The 25,427-nt window shown below is 72.5% G+C and carries 20 protein-coding genes and 1 pseudogene; 15 read left to right on the top strand and 6 right to left on the bottom strand.

Annotated elements, in window-relative coordinates; all coding sequences use genetic code 11:
- The 6 genes from nusA (at position 1) to truB (ending at position 6,510) form a co-directional block, all read left to right on the top strand.
- Positions 1-987, top strand: coding sequence for a transcription termination factor NusA (gene nusA, locus ACH4F6_RS29320; RefSeq protein ID WP_397963391.1), 987 nt, complete (start codon positions 1-3; stop codon positions 985-987).
- A 113-nt stretch (positions 988-1,100) separates the two neighbouring features.
- Positions 1,101-1,397 carry a YlxR family protein gene (locus ACH4F6_RS29315; protein WP_397963390.1) on the top strand — a complete coding sequence of 99 codons (297 nt, stop codon included), beginning with the start codon at positions 1,101-1,103 and terminating at the stop codon, positions 1,395-1,397.
- Positions 1,398-1,543: 146 nt separating this feature from the next.
- Positions 1,544-4,594 carry a translation initiation factor IF-2 gene (gene infB / locus ACH4F6_RS29310; protein ID WP_397963389.1) on the top strand — a complete coding sequence of 1,017 codons (3,051 nt, stop codon included), beginning with the start codon at positions 1,544-1,546 and terminating at the stop codon, positions 4,592-4,594.
- Positions 4,595-4,819: 225 nt separating this feature from the next.
- Positions 4,820-5,113 carry a DUF503 domain-containing protein gene (locus ACH4F6_RS29305; protein WP_385075136.1) on the top strand — a complete coding sequence of 98 codons (294 nt, stop codon included), beginning with the start codon at positions 4,820-4,822 and terminating at the stop codon, positions 5,111-5,113.
- A gap of 45 nt (positions 5,114-5,158) precedes the next feature.
- On the top strand, positions 5,159-5,608 hold the full coding sequence (gene rbfA, locus ACH4F6_RS29300) for a 30S ribosome-binding factor RbfA (protein ID WP_397963388.1): 450 nt from the start codon (positions 5,159-5,161) through the stop codon (positions 5,606-5,608).
- Positions 5,605-6,510, top strand: a complete 906-nt coding sequence (truB, locus tag ACH4F6_RS29295; RefSeq protein WP_397963387.1) for a tRNA pseudouridine(55) synthase TruB — start codon at positions 5,605-5,607, stop codon at positions 6,508-6,510. Before rbfA ends, truB begins: the two co-directional genes overlap by 4 nt.
- Before the next feature lie 245 nt (positions 6,511-6,755).
- On the opposite strand, the gene ACH4F6_RS29290 is transcribed toward truB, so the two are convergent.
- The gene (locus tag ACH4F6_RS29290; RefSeq protein WP_397963386.1) at positions 6,756-7,094 is read right to left on the bottom strand and encodes a YciI family protein; all 339 of its coding nucleotides are present in this window, start codon (positions 7,092-7,094) and stop codon (positions 6,756-6,758) included.
- 393 nt (positions 7,095-7,487) lie between these two features.
- On the opposite strand from ACH4F6_RS29290, the gene ACH4F6_RS29285 reads away from it, so the two are divergent.
- Complete coding sequence (locus tag ACH4F6_RS29285; protein ID WP_397963385.1) at positions 7,488-8,438, top strand: bifunctional riboflavin kinase/FAD synthetase; 951 nt, start codon at positions 7,488-7,490, stop codon at positions 8,436-8,438.
- 7 nt (positions 8,439-8,445) lie between these two features.
- Here ACH4F6_RS29285 and ACH4F6_RS29280 read toward each other — a convergent pair whose 3' ends face one another.
- The 5 genes from ACH4F6_RS29280 to eccE form a co-directional block, all read right to left on the bottom strand.
- Positions 8,446-9,834 carry a TIR domain-containing protein gene (locus tag ACH4F6_RS29280; protein ID WP_397963384.1) on the bottom strand — a complete coding sequence of 463 codons (1,389 nt, stop codon included), beginning with the start codon at positions 9,832-9,834 and terminating at the stop codon, positions 8,446-8,448.
- Complete coding sequence (fxsT, locus tag ACH4F6_RS29275) at positions 9,831-13,067, bottom strand: FxSxx-COOH system tetratricopeptide repeat protein (RefSeq protein WP_397963383.1); 3,237 nt, start codon at positions 13,065-13,067, stop codon at positions 9,831-9,833. The genes ACH4F6_RS29280 and fxsT overlap by 4 nt, the downstream gene beginning before the upstream one ends.
- Positions 13,068-13,266: 199 nt before the next feature.
- Positions 13,267-16,560, bottom strand: a complete 3,294-nt coding sequence (locus tag ACH4F6_RS29270) for an SCO5717 family growth-regulating ATPase (protein WP_397963382.1) — start codon at positions 16,558-16,560, stop codon at positions 13,267-13,269.
- Between the two features lie 370 nt (positions 16,561-16,930).
- A complete protein-coding gene (locus ACH4F6_RS29265; protein ID WP_397963381.1) occupies positions 16,931-17,698 on the bottom strand; it encodes a hypothetical protein in 768 nt (255 codons plus the stop codon).
- The gene (eccE, locus tag ACH4F6_RS29260; protein WP_397963380.1) at positions 17,695-19,011 is read right to left on the bottom strand and encodes a type VII secretion protein EccE; all 1,317 of its coding nucleotides are present in this window, start codon (positions 19,009-19,011) and stop codon (positions 17,695-17,697) included. The genes ACH4F6_RS29265 and eccE overlap by 4 nt, the downstream gene beginning before the upstream one ends.
- A gap of 197 nt (positions 19,012-19,208) precedes the next feature.
- On the opposite strand from eccE, the gene eccB reads away from it, so the two are divergent.
- From eccB to ACH4F6_RS29220, 8 genes and pseudogenes are all read left to right on the top strand, one after another.
- Positions 19,209-20,732, top strand: a complete 1,524-nt coding sequence (gene eccB, locus ACH4F6_RS29255) for a type VII secretion protein EccB (RefSeq protein WP_397963379.1) — start codon at positions 19,209-19,211, stop codon at positions 20,730-20,732.
- 14 nt (positions 20,733-20,746) lie between these two features.
- Entirely contained in the window at positions 20,747-21,985 is a 1,239-nt protein-coding gene (gene mycP / locus ACH4F6_RS29250; protein ID WP_397963378.1) for a type VII secretion-associated serine protease mycosin, read from the top strand.
- Between the two features lie 120 nt (positions 21,986-22,105).
- Positions 22,106-22,513 (top strand): annotated as a pseudogene (locus ACH4F6_RS29245) (WXG100 family type VII secretion target); the annotation flags it as partial.
- Between the two features lie 58 nt (positions 22,514-22,571).
- The gene (locus ACH4F6_RS29240; RefSeq protein ID WP_397963377.1) at positions 22,572-22,886 is read left to right on the top strand and encodes a WXG100 family type VII secretion target; all 315 of its coding nucleotides are present in this window, start codon (positions 22,572-22,574) and stop codon (positions 22,884-22,886) included.
- 107 nt (positions 22,887-22,993) lie between these two features.
- Positions 22,994-24,313, top strand: a complete 1,320-nt coding sequence (locus ACH4F6_RS29235) for a hypothetical protein (protein ID WP_397963376.1) — start codon at positions 22,994-22,996, stop codon at positions 24,311-24,313.
- Positions 24,285-24,629 carry an RNase A-like domain-containing protein gene (locus tag ACH4F6_RS29230; protein WP_397963375.1) on the top strand — a complete coding sequence of 115 codons (345 nt, stop codon included), beginning with the start codon at positions 24,285-24,287 and terminating at the stop codon, positions 24,627-24,629. Before ACH4F6_RS29235 ends, ACH4F6_RS29230 begins: the two co-directional genes overlap by 29 nt.
- A gap of 17 nt (positions 24,630-24,646) precedes the next feature.
- Entirely contained in the window at positions 24,647-25,216 is a 570-nt protein-coding gene (locus tag ACH4F6_RS29225) for a hypothetical protein (protein WP_397963374.1), read from the top strand.
- Positions 25,217-25,241: 25 nt separating this feature from the next.
- Positions 25,242-25,418 (top strand): hypothetical protein, encoded by a 177-nt coding sequence (locus ACH4F6_RS29220; protein WP_397963373.1) that lies wholly within the window; start codon positions 25,242-25,244, stop codon positions 25,416-25,418.
- Positions 25,419-25,427: the final 9 nt, after the last annotated feature.

Below are 25,427 nucleotides of genomic sequence, written 5' to 3'. Positions count from 1 at the left end.
GTGGACATCGACATGAGCGCCCTGCGGGGCTTGGTGCGGGAGAAGGAGATCTCCTTCGACCTGCTGGTCGAGGCGATCGAGTCGGCCCTCCTCATCGCCTACCACCGCACCGAGGGAAGCCGCCGCCACGCGCGCGTGGAGCTCAACCGGGAGACCGGTCACGTGACCGTGTGGGCGAAGGAGGACCCGGAGGACCTCGAGGAGGGCCAGGAGCCCCGCGAGTTCGACGACACCCCGTCCGGCTTCGGCCGTATCGCCGCCACCACCGCCAAGCAGGTGATCCTGCAGCGGCTGCGCGACGCCGAGGACGACGCGACGCTCGGCGAGTACGCCGGCCGCGAGGGCGACATCGTCACCGGAGTGGTCCAGCAGGGCCGCGACCCGAAGAACGTGCTCGTCGACATCGGCAAGCTGGAGGCCATCCTGCCGGTGCAGGAGCAGGTCCCCGGCGAGACCTACGCGCACGGCCTGCGTCTGCGCAGCTACGTCGTCCGGGTCGCGAAGGGCGTGCGCGGCCCGTCCGTGACGCTCTCGCGCACCCACCCCAACCTCGTGAAGAAGCTCTTCGCGCTGGAGGTGCCGGAGATCGCCGACGGCTCCGTCGAGATCGCCGCCATCGCGCGTGAGGCCGGTCACCGCACGAAGATCGCCGTCCGGTCCACCCGTTCGGGCCTGAACGCCAAGGGCGCCTGCATCGGCCCCATGGGCGGACGGGTGCGCAACGTGATGGGCGAACTGAACGGCGAGAAGATCGACATCGTCGACTGGTCGGACGACCCGGCCGAGATGGTGGCGAACGCGCTGTCACCCGCCCGGGTGTCCAAGGTGGAGGTCGTCGACCTCGCCGCCCGCTCGGCCCGCGTGACCGTGCCGGACTACCAGCTGTCCCTGGCGATCGGCAAGGAAGGGCAGAACGCCCGGCTCGCCGCCCGGCTGACCGGCTGGCGGATCGACATCCGGCCGGACACCGAGCAGACCGGCGCGTAGCCGGTCCGGCCGCCGGGGAATAGATCTCGGCCTGGATTGGCTGAGATCACGACAACAGCCGTTCGATTCCTGACCCAAAGGGGTGAGGTCGGTACGGGGAGGTAGACTTAGCTGTGTCTGGCCGGACGCACGCCGGAGCATGCCCTGAACGCACCTGTGTGGGGTGTCGGCAGCGAGCGGCCAAGACGGAGCTGCTGCGCATCGTGGCGGTCGAGGACGCGTGCGTCCCCGATCCGCGCGGTACGCTGCCCGGCCGGGGTGCGTACGTGCATCCCGCCTCGGTCTGTCTCGACCAGGCGGTGCGCCGCCGGGCGTTCACGCGGGCGTTGCGTGCCCCGGGAGCGCTCGACACAAAGGCGTTGCGCCGGTACGTCGAGCAGATGACAGTTGCCGAGCAGGCAACGCCGTAAGAAGCGTCGCGCGGATCCCCGTGCGGCCCTGGTACCTCGCGAGTCGAAAGCAGGTCGAGATTGCGATGAGCACTCGATGAGTACGCGATGAGTACGCCCATGAAGTAGCGACGGTCCGGCCGCAACCCGGACCTAAAAGGAGCGAAGTGGCTAAGGTCCGGGTATACGAACTCGCCAAGGAGTTCGGAGTGGAGAGCAAGGTCGTCATGGCCAAGCTCCAGGAACTCGGTGAATTCGTCCGTTCGGCGTCTTCGACCATCGAAGCGCCCGTAGTCCGCAAACTGACTGACGCCTTCCAGGGCGGCGGCAAGTCCGCCAGGCCCGCCCCGCGCAAGGCTGCCCCCAAGCCCGGCGCGCCCTCCCCGGCGCAGGCGGCTCGTCCGGCTGCCCCGCGGCCGGCCGCCCCCAAGCCCCCCGCGGCCCAGACGCCCGCGGCCCCGGCGGCGCCCTCCGCGCCGGCCCCGGGCCCGCGTCCGGTGCCGGGCCCCAAGCCCGCGCCGCGTCCGGCCCCGGCCGCCCCGGAGTTCACCGCTCCGCCGTCGGCCCCGGCCGCCCCGCAGGCCCCCCGCCCGGCCGGCCAGGGTCCGCGCCCCGGCGCGCCCAGGCCCGGCGCCCGTCCCGGCGCGCCCGGTCAGGGCCAGCAGGGCGGTCAGGCGCCCCGTCCGGCCGCCGCGCAGGGTCCGCGTCCCGGTGGCGCCGGCGCCCCGCGTCCCGGTGCCCGTCCGGCCGGTCCGCGCCCGGGCAACAACCCCTTCACCTCCGGTGGCAACGCCGGTATGGCCCGTCCGCAGGCCCCGCGTCCGCAGGGCGGCCCGCGTCCCGGCGGCCCCGGTGGCGCTCCCGGCGCCGGTCCCCGTCCCCAGGCCCCCGGTGGCCAGGGCGGCGGCCCGCGTCCGCAGGCTCCGGGCGGTCCCCGTCCGTCGCCGGCCGGCATGCCCCGCCCGCAGGGCGGCGCGCCGCGTCCCGGCGGCCCCCGTCCGAACCCCGGCATGATGCCGCAGCGTCCCGCGGCCGGCCCGCGTCCCGGCGGCGGCCCCGGCGGCCGCGGTCCCGGCGGCGGCGGTCGTCCCGGTGGCGGCGGCGGTCGTCCGGGTGGCGGCGGCGGCTTCGCCGGTCGTCCGGGTGGCGGCGGCGGCTTCGCCGGCCGTCCCGGCGGTCCCGGTGGCGGTGGTGGCGGCGGCTTCGCCGGCCGTCCCGGCGGTCCGGGCGGTGGCGGCGGCGGTCGTCCCGGCTTCGGCGGTCGTCCGGGCGGTCCCGGTGGCCGTGGCGGCACGCAGGGCGCCTTCGGTCGTCCGGGCGGTCCCGCGCGCCGCGGCCGCAAGTCGAAGCGGCAGAGGCGCCAGGAGTACGAGGCCATGCAGGCCCCGTCGGTCGGCGGCGTGATGCTGCCTCGCGGCAACGGCGAGACCATTCGCCTGTCGCGCGGTGCGTCGCTCACCGACTTCGCGGAGAAGATCAACGCCAACCCGGCGTCGCTCGTCGCGGTCATGATGAACCTCGGCGAGATGGTCACCGCGACCCAGTCCGTCTCCGACGAGACGCTCGAACTCCTCGCGGGCGAGATGAACTACACGGTTCAGATCGTCAGCCCGGAGGAGGAGGACCGCGAGCTGCTCGAGTCCTTCGACATCGAGTTCGGCGAGGACGAGGGCGACGAGGAGGACCTGGTGGTCCGCCCGCCGGTCGTCACCGTCATGGGTCACGTCGACCACGGCAAGACCCGCCTGCTCGACGCCATCCGCAAGACGAACGTCATCGCGGGCGAGGCCGGTGGCATCACCCAGCACATCGGTGCCTACCAGGTCGCGACCGAGGTCAACGACGAAGAGCGCAGGATCACCTTCATCGACACCCCGGGTCACGAGGCGTTCACCGCCATGCGTGCCCGTGGTGCGAAGTCGACCGACATCGCGATCCTGGTCGTCGCGGCCAACGACGGCGTCATGCCGCAGACGGTCGAGGCGCTCAACCACGCCAAGGCGGCCGACGTCCCGATCGTCGTCGCGGTCAACAAGATCGACGTCGAGGGCGCCGACCCGACCAAGGTCCGCGGTCAGCTGACCGAGTACGGCCTGGTCGCCGAGGAGTACGGCGGCGACACGATGTTCGTCGACATCTCCGCCAAGCAGGGTCTGCACATCGACTCGCTGCTGGAGGCCGTGATCCTCACGGCCGACGCCTCGCTCGACCTGCGGGCCAACCCGAGCCAGGACGCGCAGGGCATCTCGATCGAGTCCCGTCTCGACCGCGGCCGCGGCGCCGTGGCGACGGTCCTCGTGCAGCGAGGCACGCTGCGGGTCGGCGACACGATGGTCGTGGGCGACGCCTACGGTCGTGTGCGCGCCATGCTCGACGACAACGGCAACAACGTGGCCGAGGCCGGCCCGTCGACGCCGGTCCAGGTCCTGGGCCTGACCAACGTCCCGGGCGCCGGCGACAACTTCCTCGTCGTCGACGAGGACCGCACGGCCCGCCAGATCGCCGAGAAGCGTGCGGCCCGCGAGCGCAACGCGGCCTTCGCCAAGCGCACGCGCAGGTTCTCCCTGGAGAACCTGGACGCGGCCCTCAAGGCCGGCGAGGTCCAGCAGCTGAACCTGATCATCAAGGGTGACGCTTCCGGTTCGGTGGAGGCCCTCGAGTCCTCCCTGCTCCAGCTGGACGTCGGCGAAGAGGTCGACATCCGCGTCCTGCACCGCGGCGTCGGTGCGGTCACGGAGTCCGACATCGACCTGGCGATGGGCTCGGACGCGATCGTCATCGGCTTCAACGTGCGTGCCGCCGGCCGCGCGCAGCAGATGGCGGAGCGCGAGGGCGTGGACGTCCGCTACTACTCGGTCATCTACCAGGCGATCGAGGAGATCGAGGCGGCCCTGAAGGGCATGCTGAAGCCGGAGTACGAGGAGGTCGAGCTCGGTACGGCGGAGATCCGCGAGGTCTTCAAGTCGTCCAAGCTGGGCAACATCGCCGGTGTCCTCATCCGCTCGGGCGAGGTCAAGCGCAATACCAAGGCCCGCCTGGTCCGCGACGGCAAGGTCATCGCGGAGAACCTCACCATCGAGGGCCTGCGTCGCTTCAAGGACGACGTCACCGAGATCCGCGAAGGGTTCGAGGGCGGTATCAACCTCGGCAACTTCAACGACATCAAGGTCGACGACGTCATCGCGACGTACGAGATGCGGGAGAAGCCGCGGGTGTGACCCACCCCGGTACGCGCCGGCCGACGGGATCCGTCCCGCCGGCCGGCGCGCCGCCGTTCCCGGGGGCCCGCGGCCCCCGTCAGCGGCCCCGGACGGGCCCGGGTGACCGGGCGGGCGAAAACCCCGTCGAGCCACCGCGGGTATCGTTGTACCGTTCCTGATGCCCTGTCCCACACGGCCGACGGGGCCATCGATCCCGTACCGGCGGGTGAACCGGTTACACACATGTACGTGGGGACTCTGTCCTTCGACCTCCTCCTCGGCGACGTACGGTCGCTGAAGGAGAAGCGCTCCGTCGTCCGCCCCATCGTCGCCGAGCTCCAGCGCAAGTACGCGGTGAGCGCGGCCGAGGTGGACCACCAGGACCTCCACCGCCGGGCCGTCATCGGCCTGGCCATGGTCTCGGGCGACGCGGAGCACCTGACCGACGTACTGGACCGGTGCGAACGGCTGGTCGCCGGCCGCCCCGAAGTGGAACTGCTGTCGGTCAGACGCCGTTTCCACGGCGAAGACGACTGACCGGACCAGAGAACGCAAGAAGAAGAAAGAACGGGAGACGGACCAGTGGCCGACAACGCGCGCGCCAAGAGGCTTGCGGACCTCATCCGAGAGGTGGTGGCCCAGAAGCTGCAGCGCGGGATCAAGGACCCGCGGCTCGGCTCCCACGTCACCATCACGGACACCCGCGTCACGGGCGACCTCAGGGAGGCGACCGTCTTCTACACCGTGTACGGCGACGACGAGGACCGCAAGGCGGCCGCCGCCGGCCTGGAGAGCGCCAAGGGCATCCTGCGCTCCGAGGTCGGCCGCGCGGCCGGCGTGAAGTTCACGCCGACGCTGTCCTTCGTCGCCGACGCCCTGCCGGACAGCGCCCGCACCATCGAGGACCTCCTCGACAGGGCGCGCCAGTCCGACGAGAAGGTGCGCGAGGCGTCCGCGGGCGCCGCGTACGCCGGTGGCGCCGACCCGTACCGCAAGCCGGACGAGGACGAGACGGACGACACCGCCGAATGAACCGTAAGCACACCGCGCCCGACGGCCTCGTCATCGTCGACAAGCCGTCGGGCTTCACTTCGCACGACGTCGTCGCCAAGATGCGGGGGATCGCCAAGACCCGCCGCGTCGGTCACGCCGGCACGCTCGACCCGATGGCGACGGGCGTCCTCGTCCTCGGCGTGGAGAGGGCGACCAAGCTCCTCGGGCACCTCGCCCTCACCGAGAAGGAGTACCTGGGGACCGTCCGGCTGGGCCAGAACACCCTGACGGACGACGCCGAGGGGGAGATCACCTCCTCCACCGACGCCTCCAAGGTCACCCGGGACGCCGTCGACGCCGGCATCGCCCGGCTGACCGGCGACATCATGCAGGTCCCGTCCAAGGTCAGCGCCATCAAGATCAACGGCGTGCGCTCCTACAAGCGGGCCCGTGAGGGCGAGGACTTCGAGATCCCCGCCCGGCCGGTCACCGTCTCCTCCTTCACGGTGTACGACGTCCGCGACGCCGTCGCCGAGGACGGCACCCCCGTCCTGGACCTGATCGTCTCGGTGGTCTGCTCCTCCGGCACCTACATCCGCGCCCTCGCCCGCGACCTGGGCGCCGGCCTCGGCGTCGGCGGCCACCTCACCGCCCTGCGCCGCACCCGCGTCGGCCCGTACAAGCTGGACTCCGCGCGCACCCTGGACCAGCTCCAGGAGGAGCTGACGGTGATGCCGGTCGCCGAGGCCGCCGCGGCGGCGTTCCCCCGCTGGGACGTCGACGCGCGGCGGGCCCGGCTGCTCACCAACGGCGTGCGGCTGGAGATGCCCGACGAGTACGCCACCGCCGGCCCGGTGGCCGTCTTCGACCCCGAGGGCCGTTTCCTGGCGCTGGTCGAGGAGCAGAAGGGCAAGGCGAAGAGCCTGGCCGTCCTCGGCTGAGCCCCGCCGGTTCACCCGTGGAGCGGCGAGCACGGGGTCCTGCTCCGCCGCCGCTCCACGGTCCCCCCCCGGTTCCCCCACCCCTAGGGTCTGTCCAACGGTCCCCGTCCATTCACCCGTCCGGGCAGGCGCTCGGAGTGAATACGGGGAGTGCGAGGGGGCGCGTTCGGCCGGCGACCTGTCCGGCCGACCATCCCACGCCTCGTCCGCCGGATCAGGACCCGGGCGCCGCGGGCCGTCTCCGGTCAGACGGTCGGGTCGGGCATGATCTCCCGGACCTCTTGCGCGCAGCGGCACGCGGCGGCGATCTCGGCGGCCCACTCCAGCGCGTCCTCACGCGAGGGCACATCGATGACCGAGAACCCGCCGAGCACCGCCTTGGTCTCCGGGTACGGGCCGTCGGCGACGGTCCCGTCGGTGGCCACGACGCTCGCCCGCTGGCTTTCCAGCCCGCCGCCGAAGACCCACACACCGGCGTCCCGGGCCTTGCGCACCACCTCGTACGAGGCCTCGGCCACCTCGGGCAACTCCTCCTCGGGGAAGGTCATCGCGCCGTCGTCGAACGAGATCAGGTACCGCGGCATACAGGGCTCCCCGGGGTGTCGGCCGCCTTCGGTCGCCCCTCACCCTACGGCGAGCCTCCCCTCGGAACCGGCATTCCCCGGCTTCCGGAACGGGCCCCGGTCCACGTCCGCGACCTCGCCGGCCGCTCCCGCGGCACGGGCTCGCGCCGCGCGGGTGGCGGGCCGGCACGCCGACGCCCCGGGGGGAGCGGGCGGCGGTCGCCGACCCGAGCGCCCGTCGCGTGCTCGAGGACCCGGCGGGCGGAGCGGGGCGTGGGAGCGGTCTCCCGCGTGGGCCGGGTCACAGCACCGATGCCGATGACGGCCGAGGGCACCCGGCATGGCACTCTTAGAGCTGCGTAAGCGGTCAACGGAACACGAAAAACACGGACACGGGTTCGAGGAGCGGTCACAGTGCAGCGCTGGCGTGGCTTGGAGGACATCCCCCAGGACTGGGGGCGCAGCGTCGTCACCATCGGCTCTTACGACGGGGTCCACCGCGGACACCAGCTGATCATCCGGCACGCCGTGGACCGTGCCCGCGAGCTGGGCGTGCCCTCCGTCGTCGTCACCTTCGACCCGCACCCCAGCGAGGTCGTCCGTCCCGGCAGTCACCCCCCGCTGCTCGCGCCGCACCACCGTCGCGCCGAGCTGATGACCGAGCTGGGTGTGGACGCGGTCCTGATCCTCCCCTTCACCACGGAGTTCTCGAAGCTCTCGCCCGCCGACTTCGTCGTCAAGGTCCTGGTCGACAAGCTGCGCGCCAAGGCGGTCGTCGAGGGCCCGAACTTCCGCTTCGGCCACAAGGCCGCCGGGAGCGTGGAGTTCCTGACCGAGCAGGGCAAGATCTACGACTTCGAGGTCGAGGTCGTCGACCTGTACCTGACGGGCGAGGCGGGCGGCGGCGAGCCGTTCTCCTCGACCCTGACCCGGCGCCTGATCGCCGAGGGCGACCTCGAGGGGGCCGCCGAGATCCTCGGCCGCCCGCACCGCGTGGAGGGCGTGGTCGTGCGCGGCGCCCAGCGGGGCCGCGAACTCGGCTTCCCCACGGCGAACGTCGAGACGCTCCCGCACACCGCGATCCCCGCCGACGGCGTCTACGCCGGCTGGCTGCACGCGGCCGGCGAGGCGATGCCGGCCGCGATCTCCGTCGGCACCAACCCGCAGTTCGACGGCACCGAGCGCACGGTGGAGGCGTACGCCATCGACCGCGTCGGGCTCGACCTGTACGGCCTCCACGTCGCCGTCGACTTCCTGGCCTTCGTGCGCGGACAGGCGAAGTTCGAGTCGCTGGAGGGCCTGCTGGAGCAGATGGCGCAGGACGTCGAGCGCTGCCGTGAGCTGGTGGCGCAGAGCCGGGCCTGACCGGGGCTCACCCGAGGGCGGTCGGCTCGGCCGGGGGCGGCGGTGACGCGGCGAGGCGTTCGACAGCCCGCCTGACCTGGTCGGCCGCCGGTGATCCGGGTTCCAGCGCGTCGAGCGCGTCGGCGAGCGCCGTGCAGCCGTCGGGACGGGTGGCCGCCAGGGCGATGAGCGCGAACAGCTGAGCGCGCAGCGGAATGCCCTGGTTCAGCGACCCGAGGTCGAGTCCCGTCTGGGCCAGCCAGAGGGGACGGATGGCGTCGTCGGTGACCGAGTCCGCCGTGAGCAGCGCGTTCACCAGAAGCACCACGAGAGCCTGCCTCTCGCCGGCCGGCGCGCCCGCCGCCGGCCGGCCGGGGAAGGCGGCCCGCTGCCGCGGCGGTTGCGTGACGCGTTCTATGAGCTGCGTCGAGGCCTTGAGGACGACGTTCCTCGCGTCACCCTCGTCGAGGTCCTGGAGCGCGGTGCGGGCCAGACGCCGGAAGGAGGAAGGAAGCTCATCCTCCACCGAGGGCTCGACGAACACCGGCACCAGACGCTGCCAGTCCGACGACCCGTCGCTGAGCGCGGTGTCCAGGGCCTCCCGCGTCATGCGGCCGGAGAAGTAGGCGCCCGAGACGAGGACCAGTACCCGGTCGGCGCGGCGCAGGGCCTGGCGGACCCGCTCCACGGGGCCGTCGCCCGACTCCACGGCCTCCAGTGCCACACTGCGTTCCTCCCGCTCCAGCTGTTCGGCCGCCCATGTCGCCCACTGCACGTCCTGGTCGGCGTACGAGATGACGATGTTGACGGGGCTCCGCTCGTCGGGCCCGAACAGGGGGGTCAGTTCTCGGGCCTCGACGAGCGAGACGCAGGGCAGGTCGTCCCCCTTGTGGATCGCCTCGGCGAGCTGCCCGGCCACGTCCCGGACGATGCCCACGTACTCCTCGCAGCCCCGCTCGTCCCCCTCCGGGACCAGGTGGAAGAGCCCGTGCTTCTCGTAGCGCGATTCCGCGGCCCCGCGCAGGTACTCGTCGTCCCGGACCACCTCGGGCCAGTTCCTCGGTCCCCGGCGCCAGACGACGCCGACCAGATGGGGCGACGCTCCGCCCGCGGTGCGGTGGCGGCGGCGCCGTTCCTCGAAGACCGTCCACTCGCGTGCGCACCACTCGCTGTCGAAGTAACTCGCGCTGTACAACGCGAGCATGGTCCGTGCCTGGCACACGCCGTCCTGGATCCGGAACCGCCAGCGGTCGCCGGGGCGCAGGTTGCGCATGTCCACGAAGGCACCGCCGGGCGTCCTGCGGCCGAGGAGCGCGCGGACCTCGTCCTCGACGTCCTGGTGGAACCGCTTCACGTAGGGCCGCTTGTTGTGCAGTTCCGAGTAGCTGGTGAAGAACCAGAGAGGGGCGTCGTTCACCGGACCGACCCGCTGCTCTCGATGCGCTCGACGATGCGCCTGACCTCCCCCACGGCGGTGGAGTCGGGATCGTCCAGCAGTTCGAGTGCCTCCAGCAGATCCCGCAGGCCTCCCGGAACGCGCATCAGACCGCGCACCACGCCGATCAACTGCACCCGCAGCGGGACGTCATGGTCCGCGTGGTCGGGGACGGGGCCGGTCCTGATCAGGGCGAGCCAGTTCTCCAGCCCTGCCCGGGAGGAGAGGACGGGCGAGCGTACGAGTGCGTTGACGAGCTGCCGGGTCAGCACCGCGTCCGCGTTCGGCTCCGGGGCGCCGTCCATGGGGACGCCCGGGAAGACGTGCTCCGCGCCCGCCCGTCCCTGGCGGTCGAGGGAGTACCGCAGCAGGTCCTGGGCCGCCTCCTCGTCCAGCTCCGGCAGGGGCGGGGAGACCAGCCCGCGCAGGGGGGCCGGCAGCCGGTGCCCCTCGGTGGACTCCAGGTAGACCGGGACGAGACGCCGTTCCTCCACGTGGTCGCGAAGGAGGGTCCGCGTCCACGAGGAGTCCCGCCAGGTCCCGGGTTTCAGGAAGTACGCCGATGAGCACAGGATCACGACCACGTCGGCGTCCCGGAACGCCTGCGTCAGGAGGGACTGGACGTCGGTGTCCCCGCGCGGAACGGAGCGCAGCGACACGTGGTGCCGCCACTCGGTCAGCTGGTCGGCGACCCAGTGCGCCCAGGCCTCGTCGGCGGGGGCGTGGACGACCAGGATCCCGGAGGCGTACGGGGCCGCGGTGCCCGAGGTGTCCGCACGGTCCTGCGCCCGGAGGGCCCGCGAGACGTCGTGACCCCGGCCGGGCCGTGCGCGCGTGGTCCACAGGTCGCTCGCCAGTTTGAGCAGGGCCGCCGTCTGGTCGGGACCGATCGCGCGGGGACCGGGGTCGACGGAGGCGCCGCCTTCGTCGGACACCCGGTTCAGCAAGCCGAGGAGCTCGATGGCCGTGCGCATCAAGTGGGCCTCCCGCCCCGGGCCCAGGTGCCGCTGGAAGTCCTCCATGAGACGCTGCGCCTCCCGCACCTGGCCGTGCTGCATCAGGGCCATGGCCAGGACGAAGGCGGACAGCACGGTGAGATGGTGACTCTCGCCGAGCGCCCGGCGGCTGCGGACGAAGGCCTCCTCGGCGAGATCGCGTGCCCGGGCGAATTCGTCCAGGCTGTTCAGGCCCACGGCGAGCGCGACGGCGGTGACCAGGGTGGCGAGATGATCGTCGCCCAGCGTGCGCCGCATCCTGGGGAGCAGCTCGTCACCCAGACGGCGGCACTCCTCGAACCGGCCCGCGCCCGCCAGTTGCAGGGTCAGCGCGCCGGCCAGCGCGAGCGTCTGCGGATGGTCCTTCCCGTGGGCCCGCCGCAGGTCGCGCAGGGCCGTCTCCAGGGTGGCGATGGACCGTTCGGACTCACCGGTGCCGCTCAGTGCCGAGGAGAGCAGGAGCGTGGCCTTCAGCGTCCACGCGGAGCCGTGGCCCAGGTCGGCCCGCCACGTCTCGCGCAGCTGCACCAGCCGGTCCCGCGCCGTGGCGGCGTCCCCGCGCTCGACCAGAGTGCCGCAGGCGTTCAAGGCGGCCTGGCGCCCCGTGTCCGTGGTGAGGTCCCGTGCGTCGATCGCCAGCAGGTGCGGCAGCAGGTCGCTCCATCGCTCCTTGGCGCCCTCCGCCTCGAGATCGTCGGGCACCGCGGCGATCAGCAGCGCCTCCGCCATGCGCGCCGCCCGGGGCCGGGCGTCGTCGCGGAGCAGATCGCGCAGCACGGAACGGATGTGCGGGTGCAGCCGCATGCGGCCGTCCCGGACCCTGACCAGCGAGTGGGTCTCCAGCGTCTTCAGCACCCGGGACAAGGTGCTGGGACCGGGAAGGACGTCGAGCAGCAGGGGATCAAGATCGTCCCAGGCGTGATGCTCCAGGGGGACCGGAACGGGCGCGGCGGCCAGCAGCACACAGCCGAACAGCACGTCGACCGCGACGTCCGGTCCCTCACGCCTCAACTGCTCGACCGAGAGCCGGGTCGCCGTGACGAGCGGGCGGGCATGGCCGGCGGACCGCCCGTCGGCCTCGTCCGGGTCGTGCAGCCGCCTGAGGAACTCCCGTACGTCCATGCCCAGGGCCTGGGCCTCGTCGTCGCGCAGCACACCGGCCGCCTGCGTCAGGGCCAGCGGCAGGTCGTCCAGGGCGGCGGCGAGCTCGTCGCACTCGGCGGACGTCAGCCGCGGTGCCTCGCCCCGCAGCAGCGCGACCGACTCGGCGCGGGTGAAGGCCGCCAGGGGGAAGGCCGGGGGATCGTCGCCCGGACGCGCCGCGCTCGACGTGACGAGGACGTGTCCCGCGCCGTTCAGCGGCAGGAGCCCCTCGACGAGCCGGGGATCCGTCGTTCCGTCGACGACCAGCAACCAGCGGCTCCGGGTGCCGAGTTCGGCCTTCAGGGCCTCCTGCGCCTCCGACAGCGGCGTCCCGGGCGTCGCCGCACCCGTGCGCACGGCGAGTTCTGCGAGCTGCTCACCGATCAGACCGGGCCGTACCCACCAGGCCAGCTCGTAGTGTCCGGCGAAGCGGTACGCGTATTCCAGGGCGAGCTGGGTCTTGCCCGATCCCCCCGGCCCCGTGACGACGAGCCGCGCGTGGTCGGTGAGGGCCTGGCGCAGCCGTGCGAGGGTCTCGTCGCGGCCGACGAACCGGGAGTTGCGCGGGGGCAGGTTCCACACCCTGGGCAGGCTGCCGGGCAGCCGTGGTGCGGCGAGTCCCAGTCTGCGCAGCACCCGCTCCCCGGACAGGACCGCGAGGGGCGAGCTCGTGTCCGGCGAGCCGGGAGGGACCATGGCGGGATCGTGCGACGAGGCCAGCGACAGCAGGAGTTGCCGTCTGGCCTCCTCCTCGTCCAGCTCGCCCAGACGCAGACCCCGGCGATCGGCCAGGAAGGGGGGCAACGGTGTGTCGTCGACACGGACGGGCACGATGAGCCGGTACCCACCTCGCGGGAGCGCCGACTCCCACGCCCGCCACTCCCTGTCCCTGGTCGACGCCGACACCAGGACGAAGACCGCACGCGCCGTCCTCAGGGCCTGGTTCAGCTGCTCGAAGACCGGCCGGCCGGGCCGCGGTTCCGTCAGCGCCACGCTGCATCCCGCGTCCGTGAGCTGCCAGCCCACCCACTCCGCCCACGCCCGGTCGGCGCCCGCGTGACTGATGAAGACCCGCATCCCGTCCGACACCCGAGACCCCCGTCAGTCCGTGCGGCGCGCGCCCGTTCACGGCCGCGTCGGTCGGCATCGTAGGGGAGAGGACGCCGCTCGTGCCGCGAACCTCCGCATTTCCGTGACGGGGAGTGGGGCCCGTGCCGGGTTCGGCACGGGCCTCACGAGGTGTGTGACGCAACCGCTCGTGTCGCGTCGGTGGATGCTAGGGCTGCGGTGGTCCGGCGGGCGGGAAACCGGGCTGCGGCTGCTGGGGGTGCTGCGGGTAGGGCTGGCCCTGCTGCGGCATCTGCGGCCGGCCCTGCGGATGCGGCGGCGGGCCCGGCTGCGGGTACGGTTGTCCTGCCTGCGGGGGATACGGCTGCCCCGGCTGCCCCGGCTGGGGCGGGTAGGACTGGCCGGGCTGGGGCGGGTAGGGCTGGCCGGGGACGGGCTGGCCCGGGTACGGCTGGCCGGGGTGCGGCTGGGCCGGCAGGGGCTGGCCCGGCAGGGGCGGGGCGGCGACCGGCGGCGGGTTGCCGTCGTTGGTCCACAGGCCGTGCATCTGCTGGTGGCGGACGAAGTCCTCCGCGACCATGGCCGCGAGGTTGAAGTACGCCTCCCGCACCTTCGGCCGCATCATGTCGAGGTCGACCTCGGCACCGGCGGCGAGGTGCTCGTCGAAGGGCACGACGATCACGCCCCGGCACCGGGTCTCGAAGTGCGCGACGATGTCCTCGACCTTGATCATCTTGCCGGTCTCGCGGACACCCGAGATGACGGTGATGGACCGGGAGACCAGTTCGGCGTACCCGTGCGCGGACAGCCAGTCCAGCGTCGTACTGGCGCTGGACGCGCCGTCGACCGACGGCGTCGAGATGATGATGAGCTGGTCGGCGAGGTCGAGCACCCCGCGCATGGCGCTGTAGAGCAGGCCCGTGCCCGAGTCGGTCAGGATGATCGGGTACTGCTTGCCGAGCACGTCGATCGCGCGCCGGTAGTCCTCGTCGTTGAAGGTCGTAGAGACGGCCGGGTCGACGTCGTTGGCGATGATCTCCAGGCCGGAGGGGGCCTGGGAGGTGAACCGCCGGATGTCCATGTACGAGTTGAGGTACGGGATCGCCTGGACCAGGTCGCGGATGGTGGCCCCGGTCTCGCGCCGCACCCGGCGGCCCAGGGTGCCGGCGTCCGGGTTGGCGTCGATCGCGAGGATCTTGTCCTGCCGCTCGGTGGCGAGCGTCGAGCCGAGCGCGGTGGTGGTCGTCGTCTTGCCGACGCCGCCCTTGAGGCTGATGACGGCGATGCGGTAGCAGGACAGCACGGGCGTGCGGATCAGTTCCAGCTTGCGCTGCCGCTCGGCCTCTTCCTTCTTCCCGCCCAGCTTGAACCGGCCGCCGCCGGCCGCCGGACGGCTGCTCTTCGCCTTCTGCCTCTTGTTGTTGAGCAGCCGGTCCGAGGACAGCTCCACGGCCGCGGTGTAACCCAGCGGGGCCACACCCGGGTTGACCGGCTGCCGCTGGTCGTGCTGGATCGGCTGGGGCCAGGCGGCACCGGCCCGCGGGTCCACGGGCGGCTGGGGAGCCTGCGGGGGCTGCGGGGCGTGGGCGGCCTGCGGGGGCTGCGGGACCTGCGGGGCGTGGGCGGCCTGCGGGGGCTGCGGGACCTGCGAGTCCTGGGGCGCGTGCGGGGGCTGGGGCGCCGACGGGGGCGCCGCCGGGGCCGGGGACTGCGGGAAGCCGTAAGCGCCGGGCCCGGTGGGGCCGGTCCGTCCGTCGGCCTGCGGCGGGATGCCCGGCTGCGGCTGCGGAGCCTGCGGCGCTTCGGGCGCCTGCGGCTGCGGTGCCTGTGCCTGTGGTGCCTGTGCCTGTGGTGCCTGCGGCGCGGGCGGCTGCGGGAAGCCGTAACCGCCGGGCGTGGCGGGGGGCGTGGGAGCCGGGGAGGCGGGGGGCTGGGGGAAGCCGTACCCGGCGGGGGCGTGGGGCGCGGGGGGCTGCGGGAAGCCGTAGCCGGCCGGGGCGCCGGCGGCCGCCGGGGGCTGCGCGGGAGGCGCGGGGGGCTGGGGGAAGCCGTACCCCGGCTGCGGTGCGGGCGCGGGCGGGTTCCAGGCGGGCGGCGCGGACGGCTGCGGAGCCGCCGCTGCTGCCGCGGGGTCCGCCGGCTGCGGGTACGGCTGCGGCTGCGGCTGGGCGGGCCACTGGGCCGCCGGGGCGGGTGCCGCGGGCTGGTACGACGGGGGCAGCGGCGGCACGCCGTCCTGCGGGGCCGGCGGGGGAGTCCAGGCGGGCGGAGCCGGGGGTACGGCGTCCTGTGGCGCGGCCGTCGGCGCATCGTCCACGGGCCGGTCGTCCACGGGCCGGTCGTCCGCGGAGGCGTCCTGCGTGCCGGCGTCCGCCGGAACGGGTACGGCGTCCTGCGGCTCCGCGTCCTCGGTCGGGTCCGCGTCCCGCGCGGTCGCCGTGGTCTCCGCGTCCTCGGACGCGGTCACCTCGGAACGCGGTGCCGCCGGAGCGGAGTCCTGAGCGTGGTGCTCGGAGACCTCGGAATCCTCTGCGTCGGCGACGCCGGTCTCGCTGACGGCCCCGGCCCCGGCCCCGTTCCCGCTCTCCGCGGGCACGGCGGGCTCGCTCGCGCCGTCATCCTCGGCGGACGCACCCGCCGTCGCGCCGTCACCCTCGCCGTCACCCTCGCCGCCGTCCGAGGGGGCGCCGGTGTCCGCGGCGGCGTCGGCCGTGGCGTCCTCCGGCGACTCGGCACGCGGCGGAGCCCCTTCCTCATCGGTCCCGGACCCTGCCGAGGCCGCCTGCTCCGCGATCTGGCGCTTGAGCGCGACCGCGGAGAAACGCATGGTGGCGCCGCTCTCGATGTCCCCGTTCGCGGAGTCGTCCTGCTCCTCGGCGGCCGGGGCCGGCTCGAACCCGCTGTCCTCGGGCAGCCTCGGCACGGCGACCGGCTCTCCGGCGGGAGGCGCGGGAGGCGCGGGAGGCGCAGGGGGCGCGGGCGGAGTGAAAGGCGCCCCCGCGGCGGGAGCCGGAGGAGCGGGCGGCGTGTACGGCGCCCCGGGTCCGGGAGGCGCCGGCGGAGGCGGGAACGGCGTCCCGGGCCCACCGCTCGCGGGGGCGGAGGGAGCGGTCCCCGGAACGGCCCCGCCGACCGGGAAGCCCCCACCCGGCACACCCGGCACACCTGGAGCAACCGGCGTACCAGGCACCTCCGGAACGCCCGGAACCCCGGGAGCGCTCGGCACACCGGGCACCGCCGGGACACCCGGAACCTCCGGGACCGCCGGCGTCCCCGACGACCGGGGATCCGCTTCGGCGCCCCCGTCCGGGGCCGGTCCGGAACCCGGAGCCGTCCCCGCACCGGAACCCGAGCCCGACCCGCCGGCGTTCTGCGTGTACCAAGCGGGCGGCGCGTAGTCGATGGTGAACTCGCCCGTCGTCTCGATGGCGGATTCCGCGTCGGGCTGGTCATCGCCGGGTGTCGCCCAGCCCCCGCGCATCCCGTCCCGATCGCTGCTCACAGTTCCTCCTGGTGTGGTCGAGCACCCTCATGCCGTGCCGGGGCGACCGTTGCTTGTCGTCCGAAGTGGTCCGAGGCGGTCCTGGGCCGTCCGAACCGCCGACCTTCCCCCCGGAGACGTCGACGCCCGCTCCACGGCTTCCGGCATCGCCGCCCCGCACCAGCCTAATCATCAGGTGCTCCGCCCCGGCAGTCCCGCCCACCTCTCCGCACCTGCCTGTCACGGCACTTGCCCCACGGCGGCGACGTACATGTCCGTCATGTCCCGGGAAAACGGGCGTGCCATGGGGGAGTTGTCACGGAACGGCAACCCCCGTACGGCGAAAGGGACGTGAGGCGCACCCGCTCTCCGCGCCCCGAGGAGGACCGTCTCAGTCCATCCGCCGCGGTGTCCCCAGCAACCCGACCTCCGCGTCGGTCGGCTGCGTCATCACGTACTGCCGGTCCCGGTCGGCGCACCACAGGGTGAGGCCGTCGGCGAGTCCGGGGAGGGACTCGATGCTCTCCCGCGGCAGGGCCATGACGCGTCCCAGCTCCGCGGCCTCGTCCGGCGAGATGCGCTGGACGCCGACGAGCCGGGCCTGCCGGACCAGCCGCGGGGCGACCGGGCTGAGGTACGGCAGCAGCGTCAACACGGCCTGCCAGGGCCCGGAGGCGACGCGTCCGCGCGGTGGCCGCATCCCGCAGTCGCGCACCACCAGCACGGGCGTGCCCGCCGAGGCGCCCTGCGGGGGGACCCGGCCGACGTCGTACACCGCCAGTCCGTTCTGCCCGCCGCCCATGGCGTGCACCATCTGCTCCCAGGCCTGCGGCCGCCCGGTCTCCACGGCCACGCGCGCTCCGGTCGCCGCCGCCCTCAGCGCGAGGACCTGAGTGGTCCACAGGCCTCCGATGAGCACGACGTCGTACGGGCTGGGCCGGTTGAGCCCGAGCACGGCGGGCCTGCCCTCGGCGTCGGCGCCGATGACGACGCCGTCGTCACCGATCGGCAGTGCCAGCGACTCCAGTTGCTCCACGGTCACGGAGTGCCGTCCGTGCCGCGGACCGAGCAGGCCGAAGCCGCTGCGCGGCGACCGGCGCGCCCGCTGGTCGCCGGAGGACCGGGGGCCGCCGGCGGCGGCCGCACGGGTCGTCGTCATCGGACACCTCCGAGGGGCAGCGTGGCCAGCATGCCGGGTACCTGTTCGCGGTCGAGGCGGGCGAGCGCCGCACCGGTGTGCCGGGCCGCGCCCTGCACCGCGCGACGGGCCGCCACGAGTTCGTCGTCGCTGCGTCCCGTCACCCGGATGTGCCCGGTCAGGGACACCTCCTGCCGGTCACCGCGCGCGAGGGTGACACTGAACGTCGTGGCGAGCGCCGGGACGGCGGTCACCAGGGCGACGAACTGCGGAAGCGACGGGCCGTCGCCGCCGCCCAGCGGCGGCCACCGGCGCAGCCAGTACGTCGTGTGCCGGCGGTTGTCGCAGCGCCAGCTGCGGCCCGACTCCTCGGTCCGCCGCTCCAGCGTCCCGGTCCGTCCGGCCTCGGCCGTCACCAGCGGGTTGGCGCAGGCCGACGTGGCGACGGCGGCCGTCAGCTGCTCCTCGTTCAGGACGGTCGCGCGGAAACCGGCCCCGGTGAGCCGGCTCGCGAGGTGGTCGGCGGCCCGCACCACACACCTCTGCGCGCCGAGCAGACCGCCCCCGCGCACGGCCACGGCCTCCGGGCACAGCTCGGGGTCCAGCTTGAGCGCGATCCAGGTGATGCGCACGGCCGGAGCGCCGGTCTGCTCCTGCAGGGGCGCGTAGTTGGACACGGCCACGGACTGCGGGGGCAGGTGCAGCGCGGGCGCGGGCTGGGTGTGCAGCACGATCTGCGCGGACTCCAGACGGATGCCGTCCACGTCGAGCGCGTCCCGCACCAGGGCGAGCGGCAGCGGCTGCCGGTCGCGTTCGGCGCGCAGCGCGGTCGCGTCCGCCTCCACCAGGAGGACGGCGGTGACGAAGGTGCCGTCCCCGACGATCCCGACGGGCCGCCGGTCACGGCCGCCGTACGTGTACGTCCGCAGGCTCGGGTCGCACTCCAGGGCCGGGCCGAAGCCCGGTTCGGTCCCGGGAGGTATCTCCAGTCTCTCGGCCAGCCGCTGCCGGACCTTCAACCTCCGTGCCGTGGACAGCCATTCGGGCAGGGAACGACCGCGACGGCGCGCGACGGAGAGCACCACCAGCACCACGGCGACGACACCCGCCACCGCGAGGCCCACCGGGCCGATCACCCAGCCGACGAGCAGGACGGCGGCGGCGATCTCCCACAGGACGAGGCGTTGCAGCCGGAACACCCCGGCCTGCCCCGAACGCGCCTTGAGGTGGAGCGCGCCCGGCGTCGCCGACCGCTGCGGCTCCGCCGGCCGGGACGCCGAGGAGCCCCGCGTCCGCGATCGGCCACCGGAGCGTTCGCGCGTTCCCGAAGCCATCACTCCATCCCCCCGTTCTGCTCACGACTCGGCCGCGTTCCAGCACCGCACAGGGCACTTGACGGCCCGGGAACCCTACCCGCTCCCCGAGCCCCGGCGGATACCAGGCATAGTAGGGGGCCGCTCTGACATCGGGGGCGGGGGACCGCGGCCCCGCGAGTGCGGCCAGGACGGAAAACGGGGAGAGACAGAGACAGATGGCATCCCGGCGCGATCAGCTCAATGCCTACACCTTCGCGAAGCGCCGTATGCTCGCGGCCTTCCTGCAGTCGTCGCCCGACGGGTCGGAGGAGGGCGCCCCGCGACCGTTGCGCGCGATCCTGCCCGGAGTCATCGTCGGGGTCGTCGTCATGGCGGTCTTCGGGGCGTGGGGCATGTTCAAGCCGACCGCGCCGAAGGGGTGGGACGAACCCAACGCCAAGGTGATCGTGGCCAGCAAGTCGACCACGCGCTACGTCGTGCTGAAGACCGACGGCCAGGTCCAGCTCCACCCCGTCCTCAACATGGCCTCGGCGAAACTGCTCCTCGCCGACGGCGGGGGCGACGTCGTCACCGTCGCCGAGTCCGTCCTCGACAACGGCGAGATCCCGCACGGCGTCACCATCGGCATCCCGTACGCGCCCGACCGCCTGCCCTCGGCGTCCGAGGCGGGCACCGCGAAGCGGTGGGCGGTCTGCGAGCGTCCCGGCGCGGGCGGCGACTCCGTGCAGAAGGCCGCACTCGTCCTCTCCGCCCGTGACATGAAGGCGACCGACGGCAAGGGGCGCCTGAGGGGCGGCCAGTTGCTGTACGTGGAGGATCCGGACGGCAAGCGCCACGTCGTCGACGCGGACGGCACGGCGTACCCGATCGACAAGGGCGACGAACTGCTGCTGCGCGCCGTGGTCGGCTCCAACCGGCAGCCGCAGCGGGTGTCCGCGGAGTGGCTGGCGACCCTGCACCGGGGCGACGCGATCACCTTCCCGGACATCACCGGGCAGCCGGGCGCCGCGGCCGGCGCGCCGGGTCGGCTGGACGACTCGACCGACAGGGTCGGCATGGTGATCAAGGCGTTCGACAACAACGCGGAGCAGTACTACGTGGTGCTGCCCGGCCGGGTCGCCCCCGTCTCCGCGTTCGTCGCCCAGCTCCTGCTGTTCAGCGAGGAGCTGGCCCCGCTGGGCCAGGCCGGTCAGGCCCGCGAGGTCAGCCCGGGCGCGATCGTGCCGGGCGAGCCGTTCGGCACCGAGCACGACTGGCCGGCCGGGGACCCCACGCCCGTCAACGACGCCTCGGCGGCCTCCGGAAGCCGCAGCACCGTCTGCACCGTCCTGCGCGGAGTGAACGCCGACACCGGCGCCACGACCCTGAGCACCTGGGCGGGCACGGACTTCCCCGAGAAGCTGCCCGCCGGGTCCTCCAGCGCCTACGTCACGCCGGGCTCCGGCCAGCTCTACCGCCAGTTCCAGGGCGAGGACACCAGGACCGGTCCCGTATTCCTCGTCACCGACACGGGCCTGCGCTACGTCCTGCAGTCCAACGCCGACAGCGCCACGGACGACGCGGGCATCGGCACGACGGCCGAGGAGCGCGAGCAGCTCCAGCGGGAGGCCCAGCAGGCCCAGACGCGCCTCGGCTACAAGGACGTGGACCCGGCGCCGATCCCCGCCGCCTGGTCGGAGTTCCTGCCGACGGGCCCGCGTCTGTCGACGGCCGCGGCCCGCCAGCCGCAGGGATCGTGAGGAGGGGGACGGCAGTGCTTCGTACGACGCTGGTGGCGGCCGCCGCCCTGCTGACGACGGCCACGGTCCTCGTGCCCCCCGCGACCGCCGCGGACACGTTGCCCTACTCGGACCAGTGCGAGTTCCCCAACGGCCTGTACCCGGGCCGCCCCTGGTCCCTCCAGCGCGTCCTCCTGGACGAGCTGTGGAGCCGGTCCAAGGGCAAGGGGGTCCGCGTGGCCGTCATCGACACGGGCGTGGACGTGAAGAACCCGCAGCTCACCGCCGCGGTCGACGCGAAGAGCGGCCGCAACCTCCTGCCGAAGAACCTCAAGGACGAGGACGGCGACCCGATCGAGCGGGGCAAGGAGAACGGCACGACGGACACCGTCGGCCACGGCACCAAGGTCGCCGGCATCATCGCGGCCCGCCCCGCCGAGGGAACCGGTTTCGTCGGCCTGGCCCCCGAGGCGACGATCATCCCCATCCAGCAGAACGACGCCGAGGGCCACGGCACCACCGACACCCTGGCCGCGGCGATCCGGTACGCGATCCAGGCGAAGGCCGGGGTCATCAACATCTCCCAGGACACCTCGAACGCGGTGAAGCCGTCCGACGACCTGGAGAAGGCGATCGACGAGGCCCTCGCCCGGAAGATCGTGGTGGTGGCGTCGGCCGGCAACGACGGCCTCGGCGGCAACGTCAAGGAGACGTACCCGGCCTCCTACGACGGCGTCCTCGCGGTCGCCGCCTCCGACCGCAACAACGAACGCGCCGCCTTCTCCCAGTCCGGCGACTTCGTCGGCGTGGCCGCCCCCGGCGTCGACATGATCTCCACGGTCCCGCAGGGCGGCCACTGCTCCGACAACGGGACGAGCTTCTCCGCGCCGTACGTCGCGGGCGTCGCCGCGCTGCTCAAGGCCAGGCACCCGGAGTGGACGGCCCGTCAGATCGTCGCCCAGATCGAGCAGACGGCGGAACGCACGATCGCCGGCCACGACCGCCTGGTCGGCTGGGGCGTGGTCGACCCCGTCCGCGCCCTCACGGAGGACGACCGCCCCCTCGAGTCCCCGAGCCCGCGCGAGGGCCTCTCCCGCGCCGAGGCCCCCACCGCCGCCGAGTTCCAGGTCGGCGAGACCCCCGACGAACGCAACGCCCGCCTCGCCACGTACGCCACGGTGGCCGCGGCGGTCCTCGCCGCCGGCCTCGGCGGCACCGCGGTCGCGATCCGCGACGCGCGACGGCGGGCGCGGAGGGTGGCGGGGGCGGAGTAGACGACGGTCGTCTCCCGGTCCGACAGGTCGACTTGCCGCGTGCGTCGGCCGTCGGTCTCTGAAGTCATCGCGCTGACAAGAGGCTTGTGATGCAGATGCGACGAGGGAGGGAGGCGCAGCATGGGGGTTCCCGGAGCGGGCTCGGGAAAGGGCAGCGGCACCGATCTGCGGGTGTCCGCGCAGGACCTCACCAAACTCGCTGACGATCTCGGCGACATGCAGGATCACCTGGACGAACAGGTGCGGCGCATGGACGAGACCGTCGACCGGGTCGAGGCGGGTTGGCAAGGGCCGGCGGCCTCCGTGTACCGCGACTTCCACCGGGCGGCAGCGGAGGACGCCGTACGCATCCGCGAAGTGATGAAGCTCCTGGAGGAGGCCGTACGGCTGAGCCGCGACGGCTTCTCCCAGGACGACCTCGACGTCCTCGCCCGGATGAGGCAGATCCAGGTGGACGTCGAAAGCGAGGTCGACAGACTGTCGACGCCTAACACCGACGCACCGGCACCCCGCAGCAGCCTCGACGACCTGCAGCCCGGCCCGGAACCGCAGTTGCCGAGACGAAGACGACGAAGACAGGGGGAACATGTCGACCGGTGCTGAACCCGACGAATACATTTCCGTTTCCTTCGCCGCCTTGCAGGAGTTGGCCGGCGAACTGGAGGACATCCTCAAGAAGCTCAACGAGAAGATGGACGCCCTGTACGACCGCGTGGAGCCGGTGGTGCTGTCCTGGGAGGGGGAGACCCGGGAGGTCTTCATCGACAAGCTCGACGAATGGGACCGCTCGGCGCAGGACCTGCTGGCGGCCCGGAAGTGGCTGCACGAGGTGGTGACCACCGGCCACAGTGGCTACGCGGCCGCGCACCTCGCGGTGCTGCGGAGCTGGGGCGGCGCCTGACGGCGGAGAAACTGCCCTCGGACGAGGAACGCGCGAAGGAAGCCGCGGCCGCCCGCACCCGTTCGCCCAAGACGAGCGGCGGTGGGTTCGACGTACAGCCGCAGCACATGTACTACACCGCTCTGGTGGTGCGTGACGGGCAGTTCGACCACGACAAGGGTGCCCGGGCACTGGTCGACGTGCTGAACGACTACAGCCAGTCGGCGGGAGCCGGCTGGGGCGCGGACGAGTTCTCCGCGGCGTACAGGACCATCAACGAGAAGTTCCCGGAGCTCTGGGCGAAGAGCGTGGTCAGCGTGGGCGGGGTCGCCGTCGGTCTGACGGACACGACGAACAAGTACGTCCAGGCCGACTGGCAGGCCCGCCGGATGTACGGCCCGCCGCCCGTCGAGAAACAGCCGCCCGCCGTCATCGAGAACGTGCCCGCGTACGGTCCGGTCAACGACATCAAGTGGACCGGTACCGGCGAGGACGCGGACTCCTGGGCCATCTCCGGGGTCCTCGGCGAGATCCCTGATTTCCTCGCCGACGTCATCCGGCCGGCGATCGAGCACGGCCTCAGGCTCGGCAAAATGCACGAGATCACCCCAGGTGCCAGGGACGACGAACTCAAGGCCATGGCCACCGCCTGGGAAGCGGCCGAGAAGGCCGCGAAGGCCGCGTCGGACAACTTCAACAAGGCCATCAAGTTCGTCACCGACAACAAGGGCAACGACGAGTGGCAGGGCGCGATGAAGGCGTTCTGCCAGACCATCTGGGGCACCACCGAATGGGGCCGGACCTACGACTCCCAGATGAACCGGGTTCCCATAGGTCGTCTCTGGAAGACCGATCGCAAGGTCGCGCCCGCCAAGCGGCGGCCCATCATCGACATCCTCCAGGAGACCGCGACCGCGATCAAGAACACCCTCAATCACCTGGCCGACGTCCGCAACGAAACCGCGGACAAGACCACGCAGCTCGCCGTCGACGCCACGAAAGCGACGGTCAGGGACCTGACGACGGGCCTCGACCTTTTCGAGTTGACCCGGCTCGCGGCGACCATGGCGTTCGGCGAGATCGTGCTGACGTTCCGCTCCCACATGGACAAGGCGGCCGCCGACAAGGCGGTCGAGGCGTACCACCAGGCCTTCAGTGAAGCCGCCACCAAGCTGAACGGGCTGAAGCCCGAACTGGACGAGGCGATCCTCAGCGTGCCGACGTTCCGCGCGGAGGCGGCACGCGCGGCGGCGTACGGCGCGCACCCTGAACGATTTCAAGAAGGAGCACAGCTGGCAGCGGCCGGAAAGCCGGATCCCGTACAAGTACTCCATCGATCTGGCCACGGAGGAGGAACTGTACGGTGGGCACAGCGTCGACAAGCATGTCGGTCTGACGGACGCGCAGCTGACGCAGCGGTTGCGGGACGAGTCGACCGGGGCGGGTGAGCCACAGATTCCCGCTGCTTCATCGTTCACCGACCTGGATTCGGCCCAGAAATACACGCAGTACAATATCCGGGCCAATTCGGCAGAGATCGACAAGTGGCTTCAGGGAAATCCGCCGACTCCCCTCAAGGAGGAATTCAGCGTTCCATCGGTCACCGACGGAAGCGTGGGAGCGCCGGTCGTGACCGGGCGTACGGCGCCGGTCGTCAACAATCATCCGACGTCGCCGAAGGACGCTCATGGCGTTTTGACGGTACTCAAGTACGAACCGAACCTGGACCCGCCGTTCGTCGTCCTGACGTCCATGCCCCAGTGATGTGTGAGGATGATCCGATGGTCGAACTTGATGAGCGGTCGTGGGCCGGGGCGATCGAGATGTACGCGCGCCGGTACAGCATCGCCAAGGTGACAAACAGAGAGCACGAGGACTGGGCACTCGACGTCAACAGGTTGATGCACGGAGACACCCAAGACAGCCGCGGATGGCGCACGAAGGACTCACTCACGGGGGAGTTCGAGAGGCTCGACGACCCGTACTACCCCTTCGCCTTGCTACCGAACGACCCCGCTAGGACGGACGAGTGGAAGTCCCATTTCGGTGAAATTCCGCGATCCTCCGCCAAGCGGTTCCTCGTTGCCCTGACAACGCCGTGGCTCAATGTCGAAAAAGAGCAGGACTTCGAGGAACGCCGGCCCGGACTCGAAGCGAAGGCCGACGTCATCCTGTCGCGTTTTCCTGAGGGGTCCCATTTTTACGCCAACACCGGACGCAAGAGCGCGGAGATCGACTACTACAAGCGGATTTCCGGCTGCAATGCGATCTCCGTGCATGTCTGGGATCTCGGTCTGTTCCTCGTCTCCGATGCGGAGATCGGGATGGTGTGGGCCTTCATCGCGTGGTGACGGACATGTCAGTGAGTAGAGGGTGATGACCGAACCCGACGAGCGGTCCTGGGCCGAGGTTGCGAACACCGGGCGCGGAAGCGAGACCCGTGACCACTACCAGTGGGTTTCCGGCTGGTACTCCTTCTTCGCATGCGCCTTCGACTCCGGACCGGTCCTTGTTTCGGAGACGGTGGTCGGGATGGTCTGGTCATGCCGCTGATGTGACGTG

This window comes from Streptomyces sp. NPDC017936, from assembly GCF_044328485.1.
Classification (GTDB): domain Bacteria; phylum Actinomycetota; class Actinomycetes; order Streptomycetales; family Streptomycetaceae; genus Streptomyces.
This window is presented reverse-complemented; position numbering and strand designations above follow the sequence as displayed.

Excerpts from the sequence above, each read along its gene's own strand:
- ACH4F6_RS29305 (WP_385075136.1), top strand. The coding sequence starts at position 4,820 with ATGTACGTGGGGACTCTGTCCTTCGACCTCCTCCTCGGCGACGTACGG.
- truB (WP_397963387.1), top strand. The coding sequence starts at position 5,605 with ATGAACCGTAAGCACACCGCGCCCGACGGCCTCGTCATCGTCGACAAG.
- ACH4F6_RS29290 (WP_397963386.1), bottom strand. The coding sequence starts at position 7,094 with ATGCCGCGGTACCTGATCTCGTTCGACGACGGCGCGATGACCTTCCCC.
- fxsT (WP_397963383.1), bottom strand. The coding sequence starts at position 13,067 with ATGCGGGTCTTCATCAGTCACGCGGGCGCCGACCGGGCGTGGGCGGAG.
- ACH4F6_RS29265 (WP_397963381.1), bottom strand. The coding sequence starts at position 17,698 with ATGACGACGACCCGTGCGGCCGCCGCCGGCGGCCCCCGGTCCTCCGGC.
- eccE (WP_397963380.1), bottom strand. The coding sequence starts at position 19,011 with ATGGCTTCGGGAACGCGCGAACGCTCCGGTGGCCGATCGCGGACGCGG.
- eccB (WP_397963379.1), top strand. The coding sequence starts at position 19,209 with ATGGCATCCCGGCGCGATCAGCTCAATGCCTACACCTTCGCGAAGCGC.
- ACH4F6_RS29240 (WP_397963377.1), top strand. The coding sequence starts at position 22,572 with ATGTCGACCGGTGCTGAACCCGACGAATACATTTCCGTTTCCTTCGCC.
- ACH4F6_RS29235 (WP_397963376.1), top strand. The coding sequence starts at position 22,994 with ATGTACTACACCGCTCTGGTGGTGCGTGACGGGCAGTTCGACCACGAC.
- ACH4F6_RS29225 (WP_397963374.1), top strand. The coding sequence starts at position 24,647 with ATGGTCGAACTTGATGAGCGGTCGTGGGCCGGGGCGATCGAGATGTAC.
- ACH4F6_RS29220 (WP_397963373.1), top strand. The coding sequence starts at position 25,242 with ATGACCGAACCCGACGAGCGGTCCTGGGCCGAGGTTGCGAACACCGGG.